The sequence below is a fragment of the Arhodomonas aquaeolei DSM 8974 genome, from assembly GCF_000374645.1.
Taxonomy (GTDB): Bacteria; Pseudomonadota; Gammaproteobacteria; order Nitrococcales; family Nitrococcaceae; genus Arhodomonas; species Arhodomonas aquaeolei.
Genome location: NZ_KB894807.1, coordinates 39,200 through 55,741, shown reverse-complemented (window position 1 = coordinate 55,741; position 16,542 = coordinate 39,200). Strand labels below are relative to the sequence as shown.

Annotated in this window: 17 protein-coding genes; 15 read left to right on the top strand and 2 right to left on the bottom strand. The window is 69.7% G+C overall.

Annotated features, from left to right (window positions below; translation table 11 throughout):
* Positions 1-44: 44 nt before the first annotated feature.
* Positions 45-1,019, bottom strand: coding sequence for a glucokinase (gene glk / locus C516_RS0109640; RefSeq protein ID WP_018718173.1), 975 nt, complete (start codon positions 1,017-1,019; stop codon positions 45-47).
* A 140-nt stretch (positions 1,020-1,159) separates the two neighbouring features.
* Here glk and C516_RS0109635 point away from each other — a divergent pair, with 140 nt between their 5' ends.
* The 9 genes from C516_RS0109635 to C516_RS21400 all read left to right on the top strand — a co-directional run bounded on the left by C516_RS0109635 (position 1,160) and on the right by C516_RS21400 (position 10,748).
* Complete coding sequence (locus C516_RS0109635) at positions 1,160-2,029, top strand: SHOCT domain-containing protein (protein ID WP_018718172.1); 870 nt, start codon at positions 1,160-1,162, stop codon at positions 2,027-2,029.
* A gap of 160 nt (positions 2,030-2,189) precedes the next feature.
* Positions 2,190-2,681 carry an SUF system Fe-S cluster assembly regulator gene (locus C516_RS0109630; protein WP_018718171.1) on the top strand — a complete coding sequence of 164 codons (492 nt, stop codon included), beginning with the start codon at positions 2,190-2,192 and terminating at the stop codon, positions 2,679-2,681.
* On the top strand, positions 2,665-4,104 hold the full coding sequence (gene sufB / locus C516_RS0109625) for a Fe-S cluster assembly protein SufB (RefSeq protein WP_026321080.1): 1,440 nt from the start codon (positions 2,665-2,667) through the stop codon (positions 4,102-4,104). The genes C516_RS0109630 and sufB overlap by 17 nt, the downstream gene beginning before the upstream one ends.
* Positions 4,105-4,188: 84 nt before the next feature.
* Entirely contained in the window at positions 4,189-4,944 is a 756-nt protein-coding gene (gene sufC / locus C516_RS0109620; protein ID WP_018718169.1) for a Fe-S cluster assembly ATPase SufC, read from the top strand.
* 9 nt (positions 4,945-4,953) lie between these two features.
* Complete coding sequence (sufD, locus tag C516_RS0109615) at positions 4,954-6,282, top strand: Fe-S cluster assembly protein SufD (RefSeq protein WP_018718168.1); 1,329 nt, start codon at positions 4,954-4,956, stop codon at positions 6,280-6,282.
* Positions 6,279-7,526 (top strand): aminotransferase class V-fold PLP-dependent enzyme, encoded by a 1,248-nt coding sequence (locus tag C516_RS0109610; RefSeq protein WP_018718167.1) that lies wholly within the window; start codon positions 6,279-6,281, stop codon positions 7,524-7,526. Before sufD ends, C516_RS0109610 begins: the two co-directional genes overlap by 4 nt.
* The gene (gene sufU, locus C516_RS0109605) at positions 7,527-7,973 is read left to right on the top strand and encodes a Fe-S cluster assembly sulfur transfer protein SufU (RefSeq protein ID WP_018718166.1); all 447 of its coding nucleotides are present in this window, start codon (positions 7,527-7,529) and stop codon (positions 7,971-7,973) included. It begins immediately after the preceding gene.
* Between the two features lie 48 nt (positions 7,974-8,021).
* Positions 8,022-8,357: a DUF59 domain-containing protein gene (locus C516_RS0109600; protein ID WP_018718165.1), complete on the top strand. Its 336-nt coding sequence runs from the start codon at positions 8,022-8,024 to the stop codon at positions 8,355-8,357.
* A 135-nt stretch (positions 8,358-8,492) separates the two neighbouring features.
* A complete protein-coding gene (locus tag C516_RS21400; RefSeq protein ID WP_018718164.1) occupies positions 8,493-10,748 on the top strand; it encodes a VWA domain-containing protein in 2,256 nt (751 codons plus the stop codon).
* Positions 10,749-10,772: 24 nt separating this feature from the next.
* On the opposite strand, the gene C516_RS0109590 is transcribed toward C516_RS21400, so the two are convergent.
* Positions 10,773-12,227, bottom strand: a complete 1,455-nt coding sequence (locus C516_RS0109590) for a methyl-accepting chemotaxis protein (RefSeq protein WP_156831192.1) — start codon at positions 12,225-12,227, stop codon at positions 10,773-10,775.
* Positions 12,228-12,431: 204 nt separating this feature from the next.
* Here C516_RS0109590 and C516_RS0109585 point away from each other — a divergent pair, with 204 nt between their 5' ends.
* The 6 genes from C516_RS0109585 to C516_RS19215 all read left to right on the top strand — a co-directional run bounded on the left by C516_RS0109585 (position 12,432) and on the right by C516_RS19215 (position 16,502).
* A complete protein-coding gene (locus C516_RS0109585) occupies positions 12,432-13,388 on the top strand; it encodes a sulfurtransferase (RefSeq protein WP_018718162.1) in 957 nt (318 codons plus the stop codon).
* Between the two features lie 2 nt (positions 13,389-13,390).
* Positions 13,391-14,629, top strand: a complete 1,239-nt coding sequence (locus C516_RS0109580; protein ID WP_018718161.1) for a YeeE/YedE family protein — start codon at positions 13,391-13,393, stop codon at positions 14,627-14,629.
* 10 nt (positions 14,630-14,639) lie between these two features.
* Positions 14,640-14,849, top strand: a complete 210-nt coding sequence (locus tag C516_RS0109575) for a hypothetical protein (protein WP_018718160.1) — start codon at positions 14,640-14,642, stop codon at positions 14,847-14,849.
* Positions 14,850-14,929: 80 nt separating this feature from the next.
* Positions 14,930-15,247: a hypothetical protein gene (locus C516_RS0109570; protein WP_018718159.1), complete on the top strand. Its 318-nt coding sequence runs from the start codon at positions 14,930-14,932 to the stop codon at positions 15,245-15,247.
* Positions 15,248-15,329: 82 nt separating this feature from the next.
* Positions 15,330-15,815 (top strand): DUF411 domain-containing protein, encoded by a 486-nt coding sequence (locus C516_RS0109565; protein WP_018718158.1) that lies wholly within the window; start codon positions 15,330-15,332, stop codon positions 15,813-15,815.
* Between the two features lie 33 nt (positions 15,816-15,848).
* Positions 15,849-16,502 (top strand): Spy/CpxP family protein refolding chaperone, encoded by a 654-nt coding sequence (locus C516_RS19215; protein WP_084594159.1) that lies wholly within the window; start codon positions 15,849-15,851, stop codon positions 16,500-16,502.
* The last annotated feature ends 40 nt before the right edge of the window (positions 16,503-16,542 follow it).

Below are 16,542 nucleotides of genomic sequence, written 5' to 3'. Positions count from 1 at the left end.
CGCAATCGTAACACGGGCATGCCGCCGCGTGCCGGCCTTGCCGCTCAGGGGCGGTCCGTGACGGCACGGGCGAGGCCCGCAAGGGCGGGTAACGGTGCGTCGATACGCCATACGGGGATGCCGGCGAGGTAGTCGTGCATCCGCCCCTTGGCCGTGAACCGGGCCATGAACGTGGCGTGGTCGAAGCGGCTGCCCAGACGGGGCAGGATGCCCCCGCCCAGGTAGACGCCGCCGCGGGCCCCGGTGGTCAGAGCGACCCCCGCGGCGACGGTCGCGAGTGCCCGGGTGAACAGCGTGAGCGTCTCCGCGGCGCGGGTGCCGCCCGCGTCGGCGGCGGCGATGATGGCCGCGGGCGCGAGCGCCTCCGGCGGCGCGCCGTCGAGTTCGGCGAGGGCGTCGTGGACCGCGGTCAGCCCCATCCCGGAGGCAACGCGTTCGGCACTGCAGTGGCCGAAGCGCTGCCGCAGCGCCTGTGCGACGGCCTCCTCGCGGGCGTCGCAGGGGGCGAAGCTGGCGTGTCCGCCTTCGCCGCCGACGGCGTGGTGTCCGCCGCCAGGGCAGGGGACGAGCACCGATATGCCCAGCCCGGTACCCGGGCCGAGCACGGCAATCGGCGCCGCGGGCCCCGCGGCGCCCGGATTCACCGGTGTACATTCCGACCGTGACAGGCCCGGCACCGCCAGCGCCTGGGCCACGAAGTCGTTGACGATCTCCAGTCCTTCCAGCCCCAGCCGGTCCCGGGCCTGTGTCGTGGAGAAACGCCACGGCCCGTTGGTCAGCGCGATCCGGTCTCCCGCCACCGGGCCGGCGACGGCGCACAGCGCCCGGCGTGGTCGCGGGGCGGCGGGGAGACCGTCCAGGTAGTGATTCGCGGCGGTGGCCAGGTCGGTGAAGTCGGCGGTGACCAGTTCGCGGACGTGGTGGATAGCGCCGTCGTCCGGGTCGGCGAGTGCGAAGCGGGCCCGGGTGCCGCCGATGTCGGCGATCAGCCAGGGTGTGCCGTGATGGGCCGTCGCCATAGTGGGGGTGCCTCCCCGGAGTGGGTTCCCCGTCGAGTGTAACGTTTCCGTCACGGGGCGATGCGGACGTCACCGGGGCGGCGGTGATAGTCTTCGTCCACGGAGAAACGCCAATCACGATACAGGAACACGGAGTGACCATGGGCACGCTGACCAAGGGAATCACGGGGGTTGCCGCGAGCCTGCTGCTGGCCGTGGCGGTTACCGGCTGCAGCACCACCGCACCGCCGCCCGGCGCCGGGCAGGAGCAGGCACAGCCGGGCGAGGTCGTCGGCCAGAAGACCATCTGGTCGGACGCGGACCGGGGCTGGGTGAAGCTCGTGGCCGCCGAGCCCCGCGGCGGCGGCTATGATCAGCCGGTGCACGTCGATCCCCAGTGGCTGCGACAGGCGCTCTATGACATCAAGCTGCGCGTCGAGCGCGACGGAGACAACGAGCGTGCCATCCGGCTCTTCAGTGTCGCGCAGCTCGACGTTCTGGTGCCGACCCTGGTGCGCGGGCTTGCCGAGGCGGGTCCGGACCAGGCGGTCGCCTTCGCCACCGCGGCCCGGCGCGGCGGCTTCACCTTCTTCGATCCGGTGCGGCTGACCACGGCGCGGGTCTTCGTCGAGGACGGCCGGCTCAACGTGCTCTTCGGCACGGTCTCCGAGCCGTTGCCCGAGGACGAGGTGCGCGGGTTCGTCGCCGATGCCCGCGTGGGCACCCGCGAAGAGGTGATCAACGAGGGCGGCACCGTCTGGAGCCGTGGCTGGGAGTCGCGTATGGAGCGGGACGACTGGGTCGTTCTCGCGGTGAAGACCACGGAGGGGGAGCTTCCGGCGCTGCCCGAGGCCGGGGCGAAGGCCGGGACCGATCCGGCGGAGCAGCCGGCGCCGGCGGCGGCCGATACCCCGGCACCGTCGCGCACCGCGCGGGACCGGCTGAAGCTGCTGAAGTCCCTCCACGAGGACGGCCTGATCACCGATGAGGAGTACAGCCGCAAGCGTCGTGAGGTCCTCGACACCCTCTGAGGCGCCTGCCTCTTCGTTGCGGGGGTGTCCCGTCCCGGGGCGTCCCCGCCATTCCCGCCCCATCTCCAGGTCCGCTCGCCGCGGTGAACCCCGCTGCCGGACCGGTCATCGGTTTAATCTGTACCAAAAGAGTCCGTTTTGAGTTAGAATCCGGACTGCGATGATACGAATTAACCGTGAAACCGACTATGGCATCGGCATCCTCTCGATGCTGGCACGCGATGACGACGCGCGGGTGACCGCGGCGACGCTCGCGGACCGGCGTGGGCTGCCGCAGCCGATGGTCAGCAAGATCCTCAAGCACCTGGCACGGGCCGGCATCCTGGTCTCGTACCGTGGTGCCAAGGGTGGCTACGGCCTCGCCCGGCGCCCGGAGGAGATCACGGTGGCGGAGATCATTGCCGCGCTGGAAGGCCCCATTTCGCTCACCGAGTGCGTGGAGGAAGGGGTCGAGGCCTGCCAGTACAGCAACTACTGCACGGTCAGCGGCAACTGGACCCGAATCAACCGGGTGGTGCACGAGGCGCTCTCGCGCATCACCCTCGCCGAGATGAGTGCCCCGGAGCCCGACATGCCCGGCACCGCCGGGCCGGGTGCCCGTGACGAATTTCCCATTGAGTTTTCCGGAGTCCGCTATGTCAGCGACGTCTAAGACCCTGGAAGAAGTGACCACCCGCGGCTACGAGGCGGGCTTCATCACTGACATCGAGCAGGAGTCGGCACCGCCGGGCCTGAACGAGGAGATCATCCGCTTCATCTCCGCCAAGAAGGAGGAGCCGGAGTGGATGCTGGAGTGGCGCCTGGAGGCCTACCGGCAGTGGCAGCAGATGCCGGAGCCGGACTGGGCCAAGGTCAACTTCGAGCCGATCGACTTCCAGGCGATCTCGTACTATGCCGCGCCGAAGGAGCGCCCGGAGAGCCTCGACGAGGTGGACCCGAAGCTCCTCGAGACCTACGAGAAGCTCGGCATCCCCATGCACGAGCGCGAGATGCTCGCCGGCGTGGCGGTGGACGCGGTGTTCGACTCGGTGTCCGTGGCCACCACCTACAAGGACAAGCTCGCCGAGCACGGCATCGTGTTCTGCTCGATGTCCGAGGCGATCCGCGAGCATCCGGAGCTGGTGCGCAAGTACCTCGGCACCGTCGTGCCCCAGGGCGACAACTTCTTCGCTGCGCTGAACTCGGCGGTGTTCTCGGACGGCTCGTTCGTGTTCATCCCCAAGGGCGTGAAGTGCCCGATGGAGCTGTCCACGTACTTCCGCATGAACGCCGGCCACACCGGGCAGTTCGAGCGCACGCTCATCGTGGCCGAGGAGGGGGCGTCGGTCTCCTACCTCGAGGGCTGCACCGCGCCCATGCGCGACGAGAACCAGCTCCATGCCGCGGTGGTCGAGCTGGTGGCGCTGGACGACGCCCAGATCAAGTACTCCACGGTCCAGAACTGGTACCCGGGCGACGAGAACGGCAAGGGCGGGATCTACAACTTCGTCACCAAGCGCGGCCTGTGCGCCGGCGACCGCTCCAAGATCTCGTGGACCCAGGTGGAGACCGGCTCCTCGGTGACCTGGAAGTACCCGAGCTGCGTGCTTCGCGGCGACGACTCGGTGGGCGAGTTCTACTCCGTGGCCGTGACCCGCCACCGCCAGCAGGCGGACACGGGCACCAAGATGATCCACATGGGGCGGAACACCCGCAGCACCATCGTCTCCAAGGGCATCTCCGCCGGCCACGGCCAGCAGAGCTACCGTGGCCTGGTGCGGATCACGCCCAAGGCGCAGGGCGCGCGCAACTACTCGCAGTGCGACTCCATGCTGATGAGCTCGACCTGCGGGGCGCATACCTTCCCGTACATCGACGTGCAGAACCCCACCGCGCAGGTGGAGCACGAGGCGACGACCTCGAAGATCAGCGACGACCAGGTGTTCTACTGCAACCAGCGCGGTATCGACACCGAGGACGCCGTCTCGCTGATCGTCAACGGCTTCTGCAAGGAGGTGTTCCGCACCCTGCCCATGGAGTTCGCCGTGGAGGCGCAGAAGCTCCTCGAGGTCACCCTCGAGGACAGCGTGGGCTGAACCGCGCACGAGACACCGTGGCAGCGCCCCGCGACGAGGGCGCGCCGCCGAACCGGACCCGCAAGAATTCGCTGGAGGCCAGACATGGCACTGCTGGAGATCAGGAACCTGCACGCCTCGGTGGACGGCACCGAGATCCTCAAGGGCATCGACCTCGACATCGAGCCGGGGAAGGTGCACGCCATCATGGGCCCGAACGGCTCGGGCAAGAGCACGCTCTCCAAGGTGCTCGCCGGTGACGAGCGCTACGAGGTCACCGCCGGCGAGATCCGCTACCGTGGCCGCAACCTTCTGGAGCTCGCGCCGGAGGAGCGCGCCCGGGAGGGTATCTTCCTCGGCTTCCAGTACCCGGTGGAGATCCCCGGGGTGTCCAACACCTACTTCCTCAAGGCCGCGCTCAACGCGATCCGCAAGTACCGCGGCCAGGAGGAGCTCGACGCGATGGAGTTCCTGCAGCTCATCCGCGAGCGCGCCAAGACCGTGAAGCTCGACGAGTCGCTGCTCCAGCGCCCGGTCAACGAGGGCTTCTCCGGCGGCGAGAAGAAGCGCAACGAGGTCTTCCAGCTCGCCGTGCTCGAGCCCATGCTCGCGATCCTCGACGAGACCGACTCCGGGCTCGACATCGACGCGCTGCGCACCGTCGCCGACGGCGTCAATGCCATGCGCGACGACGAGCGCGGCTTCCTGGTGATCACCCACTACCAGCGGCTGCTCGAGCACATCGTGCCGGACACCGTGCACGTGCTGGTCAACGGCCGGATCGTGCAGACCGGTGGCAAGGAGCTGGCCGAGGAGCTCGAGCGCTCCGGCTATGCGCTGTTCGACGACGAGGCGGCGTAAGGGGGTCCCATGGAAGCAGTGGCTGAAACCCAGAGCGTCTACCGGCAGGCCTTCGATGCCGGCGACGGTGGTCGCCCGGCCTGGCTCGCGCCGCTGCGCCGGCGTGCCATCGAGGCCTTTGAGGCCCGCGGCCTGCCCGGTCCCAAGCAGGAGCCCTGGCGGAAGACGCCGCTGGCGCCGCTGACCGGGCAGAGCTTTCCGGTCGCCGATGGCGGTGGTTCGGTATCGCCGGAGCTGGCGCGGCGTGTCGGCGAGCTCGCCGGCGAGGCGCACCTGCTGGTCTTCGTTGACGGCACCCTGGACACCGGGCTGTCGAACCTCGGCGAGCCCGGCCGCGGGCTCACCGTGGTGCCGCTGTCCGAGTACGGCGACGACGCCCCGGCGGCGGTCACCGATCGCCTCGGCAGCGGTGCACCCATCGCCGAACAGCCGTTCGCGGCGCTCAATACCGCCTTCTTCCGTGACGGCGCGTTCGTGCACGTCGCCCGCGGTCAGGCGGTGGCGCGTCCGGTGGTCGTCGTGCACGTGGATACCGGCGAGGCCGACGACCGCGCCGTCTACCCCCGTGTCCTGGTGCACGCGGAGCCGGCCGCGGAGGTGCAGTTCATCGAGCACTTCATCGGCGCCGACGGCGCCAACACGCTGACCGCGCCGGTCACCGAGGTCATCGCCGATGACGGCGCCATCGTCACCGGCTACCGCCTGCAGGAGGCCGGAGACGGCGATCTCCACGTGGGCACGGTCCACGTCGCCGCGGCCCGCGACGCGCAGGTGGCACTGCATGCCTTCGCCACCGGGGCGCGTCTGGCGCGCACCGACGTCCACGCGGACATCAACGGCCCGGGCGCCGACGTCACCCTCAACGGCCTGTATCTCACCCGCGGGCGGCAGTTCTGCGACTTCCACACCTGGGTGAACCACAACGCCGAGCACGGCACCAGTCACCAGCTGTTCAAGGGCGTGCTCCAGGGCCGCTCCGAGACGGTGTTCGACGGCGTGGTGCGGGTGGCCGAGGGTGCCCAGAAGACCGACGCCCAGCAGCAGAACCGCAACCTGCTGCTCGACAAGCTGGCGCTGGCGCACTCCAATCCGCGGCTCGAGATCTACGCCGACGACGTCAAGTGCGCCCACGGCTCGACGGTGGGCGAGCTCGACGACGAGGCGCTGTTCTACCTGCGCTCCCGGGGCATCGGCCCGGCGGACGCCCGGGCCATGCTGACCCTGGCCTACGCCAGCGAGATGCTGCAGCCCATCCGGCTGCAGGCGGTTCACGATCACGTGCGGGGACGGCTGCTCGAGTGGCTGCCCGGCGACGAGACGGTGAGGAGCGTGATATGAGCACCGTGGAGCCCGTGACGGAGCATCAGGCGCCGGTGTCGGCCCATCGCGAGGACTTCCCGATCCTTGCCCGGCCGATGAACGGCCGGCCGCTGGCGTTCCTCGACAGCGCGGCGAGTGCGCAGAAGCCGGCGTGCGTGATCGACGCCGAGGCCCGGTGCTACCGCGAGTACTACGCGAACATCCACCGCGGCGTCTATCAGCTCTCGCAGCGCTCGACGGACGCCTACGAGGGCGCGCGCAAACGCGTGGCGGAGCTGCTCAACGCCCCGGACCACCGCGAGGTCGCGTTCGTGCGGGGCACCACCGAGGCGATCAACCTCGTCGCCCACAGCTTCGTGCGCCCGCAGCTGCAGCCGGGTGACGAGATCCTGATCACCGGCATGGAGCACCACTCCAACATCGTGCCGTGGCAGCTCATCTGCGAGGAGACCGGGGCGAAGCTGGTGGTTTCGCCGGTGACCGACACCGGCGAGGTGGACCTCGAGGACTTCCGCGGCCGGCTCGGCCCGCGGACCCGGTTCGCGAGCATCGCCCACGTCTCCAATGCCCTGGGTACGATCAATCCCGTTGCCGAGATGATCGCGGCCGCCCGGGAGGCCGACGTGCCGACGCTGGTGGACGGTGCCCAGGGCGTGCCCCACATGGCGGTGGACGTGCAGGCTCTGGGCTGCGATTTCTACTGCTTCTCGGGGCACAAGCTCTACGGCCCCTCGGGCGTCGGCGCCCTGTGGGGGCGTTTCGAGCTGCTGCGCGGCATGCGGCCCTACCAGGGCGGCGGCGAGATGATCCGCTACGTGACCTTCGAGAAGTCCGATTTCGCGCCGCCGCCCCAGCGCTTCGAGGCGGGCACGCCGAACATCGCCGGTGCCATCGCCCTGGGCGAGGCCGTGGACTACGTGCGCGGCATCGGGCTGGAGCGCATCGGTGCCCACGAGCAGGCGCTGCTGGCCTATGCCACCGAGCGCCTGGAGGCCATCGAGGGGCTGCGCATCATCGGCAACGCCACGCACAAGGCGGGGGTGATCTCCTTCGTCCTCGACGGCGTCCATCCCCACGATATCGGCACCATCCTGGACCAGGAAGGGGTCGCCGTGCGTGCGGGGCACCACTGCGCCCAGCCGGTGATGGACCGCTTCGGCGTGCCGGCGACGGTGCGCGCCTCCTTCGGCCTGTACAATAGCCGGGAAGACGTTGACGCGCTGGTCAACGCCCTCCATCGAGTCAAGGAGTTCTTCGGCTGAATGTCTGAGCTGCGCGATCTGTATCAGGAGGTCATCCTCGACCACAACAAGCACCCCCGGAACTTCCATCCGGTGGATCCGCACTCCCACGAGGCGGACGGTTACAACCCGCTGTGCGGCGACCGCGTCCACCTGGAGCTGCAGGTCGACGACAACGGGGTGATCGAGTCCATCGGGTTCCAGGGCGACGGCTGTGCCATCTCCACCGCCTCCGCCTCGATCATGACCGAGGCGCTCAAGGGCCACACGGTCGAGGAGGCGAAGGCACTGTTCGAGCGCTTCCGCCACCTGGTGACCGAGGACGACGCCGAGGTGGACCCGTCCATGGGCAAGGTGGCCGTGCTCGCCGGCGTGCGCGAATTCCCCATGCGCGTGAAATGCGCCACGCTGGCGTGGCACACCTTCGACGCGGCGATCCGGGAGGCGGGCGAATTCACCGCGGAGTGAGCGCACGGCGCCGCGGGCCGTCCCGCGCGTAGCGAACGACGGAGAACCATGAGCGAACAGGCAACCGTCATCGAGGGGCCCGAGGGGCTGTGCGGGCGTATCGTCGAGGCCCTGCGCTGCGTCTTCGACCCGGAGATCCCCGTCGACATCTACGAGCTCGGGCTGATCTACGAGATCCGTGCCGACGCGGACGGCTTCGTGGACGTCATCATGACCCTCACTGCCCCGTCCTGCCCGGTGGCCGGGCAGATGCCCGGCATGGTCAAGGCCGCGGTAGAGCAGGTGGAGGGCGTGGTGGCCGCTGAGGTGGAGCTGACCTGGGAGCCGGCGTGGACTCAGGCGCGCATGTCCGAGGTCGCGCGGCTGCAGCTCGGCTTCTTCTGATCCTCTGTGACGCCCGGCGTGGGGGTTGAGTCCCACCACGCCTTGGGCAATCCTGTCGGAAAATCATGAGAACTGCACGGCAGCCGTCACGGCCATGTGGCGTCTGCACGTGCCCGACAGGGGAGCCATCCTGCCATGTCCCTGCTGCGAACCTGCTGCCGCGCGGCGTGCGCCGCCGTCGTGACGCTCGCCGCCTCCGCGGTGGCCCCGGCTGCGGACCGGGCCCCGCCGGCCGCACCCAATACCGTGTTCGTCCTCGACGCCTCCGGGTCCATGTGGGGCCGGATCGACGGCGAGCCCAAGATCGCCATCGCCCGGCGCGTGCTCGGTGACCTGATCGAGGCCCGGGACCCGGCGGATGTGCTCGGCCTCGTTGCCTACGGCCATCGCCGCAAGGGCGACTGCAGCGATATCGAGGTCCTCGTCGAGCCAGGGGCAGGGACGGGGGCGGCGATCCGCAAGGCGGTCGAGGGGCTCTCGCCCAAGGGCAAGACACCGCTCAGTGCGGCCGTCCGGCAGGCGGCGGAGACGCTCAAGTACCGAGAGGACCGCGCCAGCGTGATCCTGATCTCCGACGGGCGCGAGACCTGCGACCTCGATCCCTGCGAGGTGGGGCGGCGGCTGGAGGAGACCGGCGTGGGCTTCACCGCCCATGTGATCGGCTTCGGCATCGAGGAGAAGAACACCCGCAGTCAGCTCGCCTGTCTCGCCGAGTCCACCGGCGGGCGTTACCTCACCGCCGACACTGCCAACGAGCTCTCCCGGGCGCTGGAGACGGTCAGTGCCGCACCGGCCACCGTGGACGTGCGTATCGAGGCCGTGGACGGCGAGGGCGGTCCGGTGATCGGCCACGGTCTGCGCTGGGGCCTGACCCGGGATGGCGACGGCGAGCGGCTCCTCGACAACGAGGGCATGGCGGCGGTGAACATGGCCCTGGACCCCGGCCGTTATCACGCGGAAGTGCTCCGTATCGAGGATGAGGCCAGTGCCGGGCGGGACGTCGTCATCGAGGAGGGCAGCGGCCAGCGTACCGTCACCGTGGTGCTGCCGCCGCTGCGTCCCCCGGCGAGCCTGGACGGCCCGGCCTCGGCCCTGGCGGCGTCGAGCGTCCAGGTCGGGTGGGACGGCCCTGACGGCAAAGACGACTATGTCGCCGTGGCGCGCCCCGAGGCAGAGGCCCGGGACTCGATCAACTACAGCTACACCCGTGACGGGGATCCGGTGACCCTCACCATGCCGCCGGAGGCGGGGACCTACGAGTTGCGCTACATCCAGCAAGAGGGCCACAGGATCCTCGCGCGTCGGGAGATCACCGTCGAGCCCGTGGAGGCGAGCCTGGACGCGCCGGAGACGGCGAACGTCGCCGCGCCGGTGCAGGTGCGCTGGCAGGGCCCGGACTACCAGGACGACTATGTGACCGTCGCCCGTCCGGATGCCGATGCCCGGGACTACGAGGGTTACACCTATACCCGGAAGGGCAACCCGCTGACCCTCACCATGCCGCCGGAGCCGGGCACCTACGAGCTGCGCTACATCCAGCACGAGGGCCGCAAGGTCCTGGCCCGGCGCGATATTACCGTCGAGGCGGTGTCGGCGAGCCTGGATGCCCCGGAGACCGCGAAGGCCGCCGCGCCGGTGCAGGTGCGCTGGCAGGGCCCGGACTACCAGGACGACTACGTGACCGTCGCCCGCCCGGATGATGGGGCGCGGGATTACGAGGGCTATACCTACACCCGCGACGGCAACCCGCTGAGGCTGACCATGCCGCCGGAGGCGGGCACCTACGAGCTGCGTTACATCCAGCACGAGGGCCGGAAGGTCCTGGCGCGGCGTGAGATCATCGTGGAGGCGGTAGAGGCCGGCCTGGATGCCCCGGAGACGGCGAAGGCCGCGGAGCCCGTCCTGGTTACCTGGCAGGGTCCGGACTACCAGGACGACTACGTCACCGTTGCCCGCCCGGATGACGGGGCGCGGGATTACGAGGGCTATACCTACACCCGCGACGGCAACCCGCTGAGGCTGACCATGCCGCCGGAGGCGGGCACCTACGAGCTGCGCTACATCCAGCACGAGGGCCGGAAGGTCCTCGCGCAGCGCCGGATCACCGTCGAGCCCGTGGAGGCGAGCCTCGACGCGCCGGCCAGGGCAGCCGCCGGTGGGTCGATCCAGGTGCGCTGGCAGGGACCGGACTACCGGGACGACTACGTCACCCTGGCGCGCCCGGACGACGGGCCGCGGGACTACGAGAGCTACACCTACACCCGTGATGGCAACCCGTTATCCCTGTCCACGCCGGCGGAGCCGGGCGCCTATGAGCTGCGCTATATCCAGCACGAAGGCCGGCGGATCATCGCCACCACGCCGCTGGAGGTCATCCCGGCGGAGGAGTGAGCCGCGAAGCTACGGTGGCGGCCGCTACAGGCGATAGATGACGCGAACCGCGCCCCAGTGGCGGCCGTTGACCGTCACCGGCGCGGAGGCGTCGCGCACCAGCCGGAACTCGCCGCCGCCCATGTCCCGGCGGTAGACCTGCAGCAGGAACGGCTTGCGGTTGCGGGCCGCGGCGAGACCGACCCGGTCGCTGAAGATCCGGCGGTTCCGCGCATTGGCCGCGTTCCACTGGGGCTCGCCCGGGCGCTGCGCGTGGGAGACGTGCAGCGCGTGGGTGGCGATGTAGCCGTGGTCGTCCGTGGTGCAGCACGCGCTGATGTGCTCGTCGCCGTTGTGCACCGGTTCCTGGATCGGCGGCAGCACCCGGTCCGTGAACTCCGTGTAGCGGCTGAGGTACTGCTGCGGGTCGGTCCCGTCGATAGGCCGGTAGTCCCGGTCGAAGAGGTCCCGCTCGCTGATCTCCCCCGCGGCGACGGCCGCCTCGAAGGCGCGGCTCACCGCGTCGGCGGTCTCCTGCGCCGTGGTGATGTAGGGGTGGTCCGGGGTCTCCGCCTCGCTCTCGCAGGTGATATTGACGATCTCCTCGGTAATGCCGAGGAGCCGCTGGACCCGCTCGTTGGTCTGGCGCAGGTTCTCCGCGGAACCGTTGACCTCGTCGGTCAGCGCGTTGAGCCCGGAGACGGTCTCGCCGCAGTGTTCGTCGATGGCTCCGACCGCCGTGCTGATCTCGCGCGCGTGGGCATCGACGTTGCTTACCGTGTCAGTCATCGTGTTGATGACCTGGCGGATGGTCTGGGCGCCCTCGGTCACCCGCTCGGCCTGGGTATGGCTCGCCTCACCGCGGGCGACGAGGTTGCGTACCCGTTCGCCCAGGTCGGAGAGGGTGTGGTCGATCTCGCCGGTGGCATCGCCGGTCTGGTCCGCGAGCTGCTTGACCTGTTCGGCGACCACGGCGAAGCCGCGGCCGGCCTCCCCGGCGCGGCTCGCCTCGATGGTGGCGTTCAGCGCCAGCAGGTTGGTCTGCTTGGCGATGGCCGCTATCCCCCGGGCGACCTCGCTGATCCGGTTCAGGGCCTCGTCGAGGCTGGAGAGCTCGCTGCTGGTCTCCGTGACCGTGCCTGCGAGCTCCTGAATGTCATCGATGGAGCGCTCGATGGTCGCCCGCGAATCCTCCATCTCGGAGGCTGCGTTGCTGGCGAGCTCCTGCGTGGTGTGTGCGGCCGTGCGCACGGTCTCATTGTTCTCCGCGAGGCGGTCGGCGAGCTCGCGCAGGCGCGAGAATTCCCCGGCCTCATGATCGACATGGGCGCTGACGCTCTCCACCGAGCCGGCGATATCCACCAGCTCGATGCCGAGACGGCCGGTCCGCTCGGCAATCCTTTGCATCAGCTCCTGCTCGCCGCCTTCTCCCGGGCGTTCCTCTGCGGCTTCCGCCGCATCGTTTCGACGCAACCAGCGCATGCCTGTCCCCTTCCTCATCAGTGTCGCCGATCCCGGCGTATGTTCTATTCCTATACGCACATGTTATCGGCACCATAAGAAAAATTTGAGGGGTGGGCATTGCGCCATCCCATGACCCGCGGACACGGATAATGCGTATTGGGTATAAAAATGGGGTTGCTTAATCCCTTTGAGTATATTTGAATACGCGCATCCAGATACCGGTTTCGTGGAGTCACTGCAATGATCAGGAACATGTTCAGGGCCGGCGTGGCCCTTGCCGTACTGCTCGCCGGCGGCGTGGCGGCCGCGGCAGTGCCGCCGCTGGTCGGTCCGGACTGGCTCGCCGGTCACCGGGGCGACGCGGACGTCGCGGTGCTGGACGTGCGCAGCCCGATCGACGGCGGTGACGAGGTCGCCTTCGCCGACGGCCACATCCCGGGCTCGGTGGACGCCGGCTACACCAGCCATCCCTGGCGGGTGACGAAGGACGGCGTTGTCGGCAAGCTGCCGCCCGTCAGCGAGCTGGAGTCCCTGGTCGGGGGGCTGGGCGTGGACAACGGCGATACGGTGGTGATCGTCCCTGCCGGCACGGGCCCGACGGACTTCGGCAGCGCCGCCCGCGTGTACTGGACCTTCCGCGTGCTCGGGCACGACCGCGTGACCATTCTCAACGGCGGCTATCGCGGCTGGGTCGCGGCGGGCAACGAGGTGGCGACCGGTACCGTCTCTCCCCAGCCGGGTTATTTCGATGCGGATTTCCGCGAGGGCATGGTCGTGTCCACGCGGGACGTGGAGAACGCGGAGACCCGCGGAATCCAGCTCGTGGACGCGCGGCCGTCGGACTACTTCAAGGGTGACAAGAAGCATCCCGAGGCACGGGTGGCCGGCACCATCCCGGACGCGGTCAACATCCAGCACCAGCGTTTCCTCTCCGGCGGCGACGTCTGGCGCTTCGACCAGGACCGCGTGGACGCGGTGCTCGGTGACGTCTCCCTGGATGGCGACCGCCGCCCGGTGAGCTTCTGCAACACCGGCCACTGGGCGTCGACGACCTGGTTTGCGCTCTCCGAGGTCCGCGGCGAAGACAACGTCGGCCTCTACGACGGTTCCATGGTGGAGTGGACCGCTGACGAGTCGCACCCGGTGCAGGTCGCCAAGCAGGGCCTGGCGCGGATCCTCGACTTCTTCGGCGGCTGACCATGGCCAGCGTCAATCCAACCTCCGCCACCACCTCACCGGGGGCCGCCGCCGTCGACGGCGCCCGCCGGGTGGATGGCTTCGTCGTTGCCACCGCGCTCGCCGGCCTGGCACTGCTCGGCGCGCTGATCTGGCTCGAGGCCCCGATCGACCGGCTCTGGCTGCTGCTCATCGGTGCCGGCCTGGGCGTCGCGCTCTACCACGCGGCCTTCGGCTTCACCGCCGGCTGGCGCAACCTGGTAACCAAGCGCCGCAGCGGCGGCATGCGTGCGCAGATGCTGCTGCTCGGCATCGCCACCGTGCTGATCGTGCCGGTGCTCGGCTTCGCCGGGGAGCTCGGGCTCGCCGGTATCAGCGGCACCCTCGCGCCGGTGGGCACGTCGCTGGTCGTGGGCTCGTTCCTGTTCGGTTTCGGCATGCAGCTCGGCGGCGGCTGCGGCTCCGGGACGCTGTTTACGGTGGGCGCGGGGAATGTGCGCATGGTGATCACGCTGGCGGCGTTCATCGCCGGCTCCGTACTCGGCACCATGCACCTGCCCTGGTGGCTGGACCAGCCCGGGTTCGACCCGGTGAACCTGGTCACCGGCCTGGGCGTGGTCCCCGCGGTGGCGTTGCAGCTTGCCGTGCTGGCCGCGCTGGCGTGGTGGTTCGCGCGCATCGAGCGCCGTCATCACGGCGCGGTGGACCGGGTGATCCTGCGCCGGCCGGAGAACGGCTGGGCGGCGACCCTGTTCAAGGGCAGCTGGCCGCTGCTCTGGGGCGCGGTGGCGCTGGCGGTGCTCAACCTCGCGACCCTGGTGGTCGCCGGCTACCCCTGGGGCATCACCTTCGCCTTCGGCCTGTGGGGGGCGAAGATCCTCCAGGCGGTGGGCGTGGACATGGCCCACTGGGAATTCTGGACCTGGGATTACCCATCGCTGGCGCTGAAAGACAGCCTGCTGGTGAACATCGTCTCGGTGATGGACTTCGGGCTGCTTCTCGGCGCGATGCTCGCCGCCGGCATGGCCGGGCGCTTCAACCGCGCCAGCCGGCGGCGGTTGTCCGCCGGGCCGGTGGCCTCCGCGGTGCTCGGCGGTCTGGCGATGGGCTACGGGGCACGGCTCGGCTTTGGCTGCAACATCGGTGCGATGTTCAGCGGCATCGCCTCGGCCAGCCTGCACGGCTGGATCTGGTTCGCCTGCGCCTTCGCGGGTTCGCTGTTGGGTATCCGGCTGCGGCCCCGGATGGGTCTCGAGAACTGAGGGGGCGGTGATGACACAGCGACGCGACTACAGCCGGTGGCGGGTGCTCGCGGTCCTCTTCGGGCTGCTCGTGCTCATCCTTGCCGACCATATCAACTCGGCGACGTTCGCGCTCAACAGCGGGCAGGGCGGGGTGGAAACCAGCTATTCCCAGCTCGATGAGAGCGCCTGCGCGCCCTGTGGTGCGCCGTGTCCCTCCAGGCGCGAGGGTGACGGATAGACAGGCCGGCTGCCGGGCCGGTGCCGGTCGTGCTGCCGAGGGGATGGGCGCGCCCTGTCCCCGGTGGTAACCTTGCTGCCATGACCGTCCTGCTGCGTTCACTGCTCGTGATGCTCGTTCTGGCGCTTGCCTCCGGCGGCGTCGGCGTCGCGTCGGTGCGGGTGCCCGCCAACGAGGCGCCCTGTGCACGGAGCGTTGCGGACGCCGATACCGGCGGCTGCATGACCGTTGCCCCGGAGCAATGCCCGACGTGCCCGCAGGCCGCGGTCATCTCCCGTTCCCCCGTTTCCGCCCTGACGGCGTTCGCGCGGGCGGTGGCGCCCGTCCGGGCGCCGGTCCCGGCGCTGCGTGCGGCCTGGACCGATCCCCACTACCGTCCCCCCGCGCTCCGCGGCTGATTCCTCCCGGATTATCCGACCCGGTCGCCGCCGTTCCAGGTGCCGGTGTCGCCGTTCAGCGAATCGAAACGGAGTCTTCAACATGAATCATCGAATCGTACGGGTGCGCGGGCGTGCACGCCGGATGCTGTCTGCCATGGCCTTCGTCACCGCGGTGCTGGGGAGCTCGGCCGCCGTGGCCGCACCCGTCACCGTCTACAAGACCGCCACCTGCGGCTGCTGCGAGGCGTGGGTAACCCACATGCGCGAATCGGGCTTCGAGGTGGCGGCGAAAGACGTCACCCAGGCCCGCCTCTACGAGATCAAGCAGGCCGCCGGCATCGGCCGGGAGGCGGCCTCTTGCCATACGGCGTTTATCAACGATTATGTGATCGAGGGGCACGTGCCGGCGCGGGACGTGCGGCGGGTCCTGGCGGACGCGCCCGACGGCGTGCGCGGTCTCACCGTCCCGGGGATGCCGCTCAGCGCCCCGGGGATGGACGTGCCCGGCCGTTCCGAGCGTTATCAGGTACTGGCGCTCGACGGGGCGGGTGGTACCCGGGTGTACGCCACCCATGGCCAACGCTGATCGAATGGCTCGGTTTTCAGGAGGAATACACCGATGAGATACAAGACACCACTGCTTGCTGTGACGATGGCCGCGGCCCTCGGTGTGGCCGGCGTTGCCGCCGGCCACGGCGGCTCTGACGATGATATGCCCATGTGGCACAACGGCGCCGGCGGTATGCCCTCCATGATGGGCGGGCGTGGCGCCCCGGGTGCCGGCTACGGTCCCGGCATGATGGGCGGTGCCGCCCCGTATGGCGGTTATGGCCCCGGCATGGGCATGATGCACGGCGGCCCGGGCATGATGATGGGCGGTTACGGCGCCGGAATGGGTATGATGTACGGCGGCCCGATGATGGGCGGTGGCGGCATGGCCGGTGGCATGGGCTACTGGCTGCAGGCCCTGGACCTCAGCGACGAGCAGCGCGAGCGTATGCTCGAGCTGCGCCGTACCTACCGGGAGGCCGCCTACGAGCGGATGGCGAAGATGGGCACGCTGATGGACGAGTTCCGCGCCGCAATGGCCGGGGACAAGCCCGATCCCGCCCGGATCCGTGATCTCCACGACCAGATGGCCGATCTCCAGGGCGAGCAGATCGCCCAGGCGGTGCGCCTGCGCAACGAGCTCACCGGCCTGCTCACCGACGAGCAGCGCGAGCAGCTGCGCGAGGCCCCGATGCCCTGGGGCGGGATGCACGGCGGCTGGTGAGCCGCAGGGGCGGCCGCCGGCCGCCCCTGCACCGACTGAT

Coding starts and splice junctions, on each gene's coding strand:
- glk (WP_018718173.1), bottom strand. CDS start 1,019: ATGGCGACGGCCCATCACGGCACACCCTGGCTGATCGCCGACATCGGC.
- C516_RS0109635 (WP_018718172.1), top strand. CDS start 1,160: ATGGGCACGCTGACCAAGGGAATCACGGGGGTTGCCGCGAGCCTGCTG.
- C516_RS0109630 (WP_018718171.1), top strand. CDS start 2,190: ATGATACGAATTAACCGTGAAACCGACTATGGCATCGGCATCCTCTCG.
- sufB (WP_026321080.1), top strand. CDS start 2,665: ATGTCAGCGACGTCTAAGACCCTGGAAGAAGTGACCACCCGCGGCTAC.
- sufC (WP_018718169.1), top strand. CDS start 4,189: ATGGCACTGCTGGAGATCAGGAACCTGCACGCCTCGGTGGACGGCACC.
- sufD (WP_018718168.1), top strand. CDS start 4,954: ATGGAAGCAGTGGCTGAAACCCAGAGCGTCTACCGGCAGGCCTTCGAT.
- C516_RS0109610 (WP_018718167.1), top strand. CDS start 6,279: ATGAGCACCGTGGAGCCCGTGACGGAGCATCAGGCGCCGGTGTCGGCC.
- sufU (WP_018718166.1), top strand. CDS start 7,527: ATGTCTGAGCTGCGCGATCTGTATCAGGAGGTCATCCTCGACCACAAC.
- C516_RS0109600 (WP_018718165.1), top strand. CDS start 8,022: ATGAGCGAACAGGCAACCGTCATCGAGGGGCCCGAGGGGCTGTGCGGG.
- C516_RS21400 (WP_018718164.1), top strand. CDS start 8,493: ATGTCCCTGCTGCGAACCTGCTGCCGCGCGGCGTGCGCCGCCGTCGTG.
- C516_RS0109590 (WP_156831192.1), bottom strand. CDS start 12,227: ATGAGGAAGGGGACAGGCATGCGCTGGTTGCGTCGAAACGATGCGGCG.
- C516_RS0109585 (WP_018718162.1), top strand. CDS start 12,432: ATGATCAGGAACATGTTCAGGGCCGGCGTGGCCCTTGCCGTACTGCTC.
- C516_RS0109580 (WP_018718161.1), top strand. CDS start 13,391: ATGGCCAGCGTCAATCCAACCTCCGCCACCACCTCACCGGGGGCCGCC.
- C516_RS0109575 (WP_018718160.1), top strand. CDS start 14,640: ATGACACAGCGACGCGACTACAGCCGGTGGCGGGTGCTCGCGGTCCTC.
- C516_RS0109570 (WP_018718159.1), top strand. CDS start 14,930: ATGACCGTCCTGCTGCGTTCACTGCTCGTGATGCTCGTTCTGGCGCTT.
- C516_RS0109565 (WP_018718158.1), top strand. CDS start 15,330: ATGAATCATCGAATCGTACGGGTGCGCGGGCGTGCACGCCGGATGCTG.
- C516_RS19215 (WP_084594159.1), top strand. CDS start 15,849: ATGAGATACAAGACACCACTGCTTGCTGTGACGATGGCCGCGGCCCTC.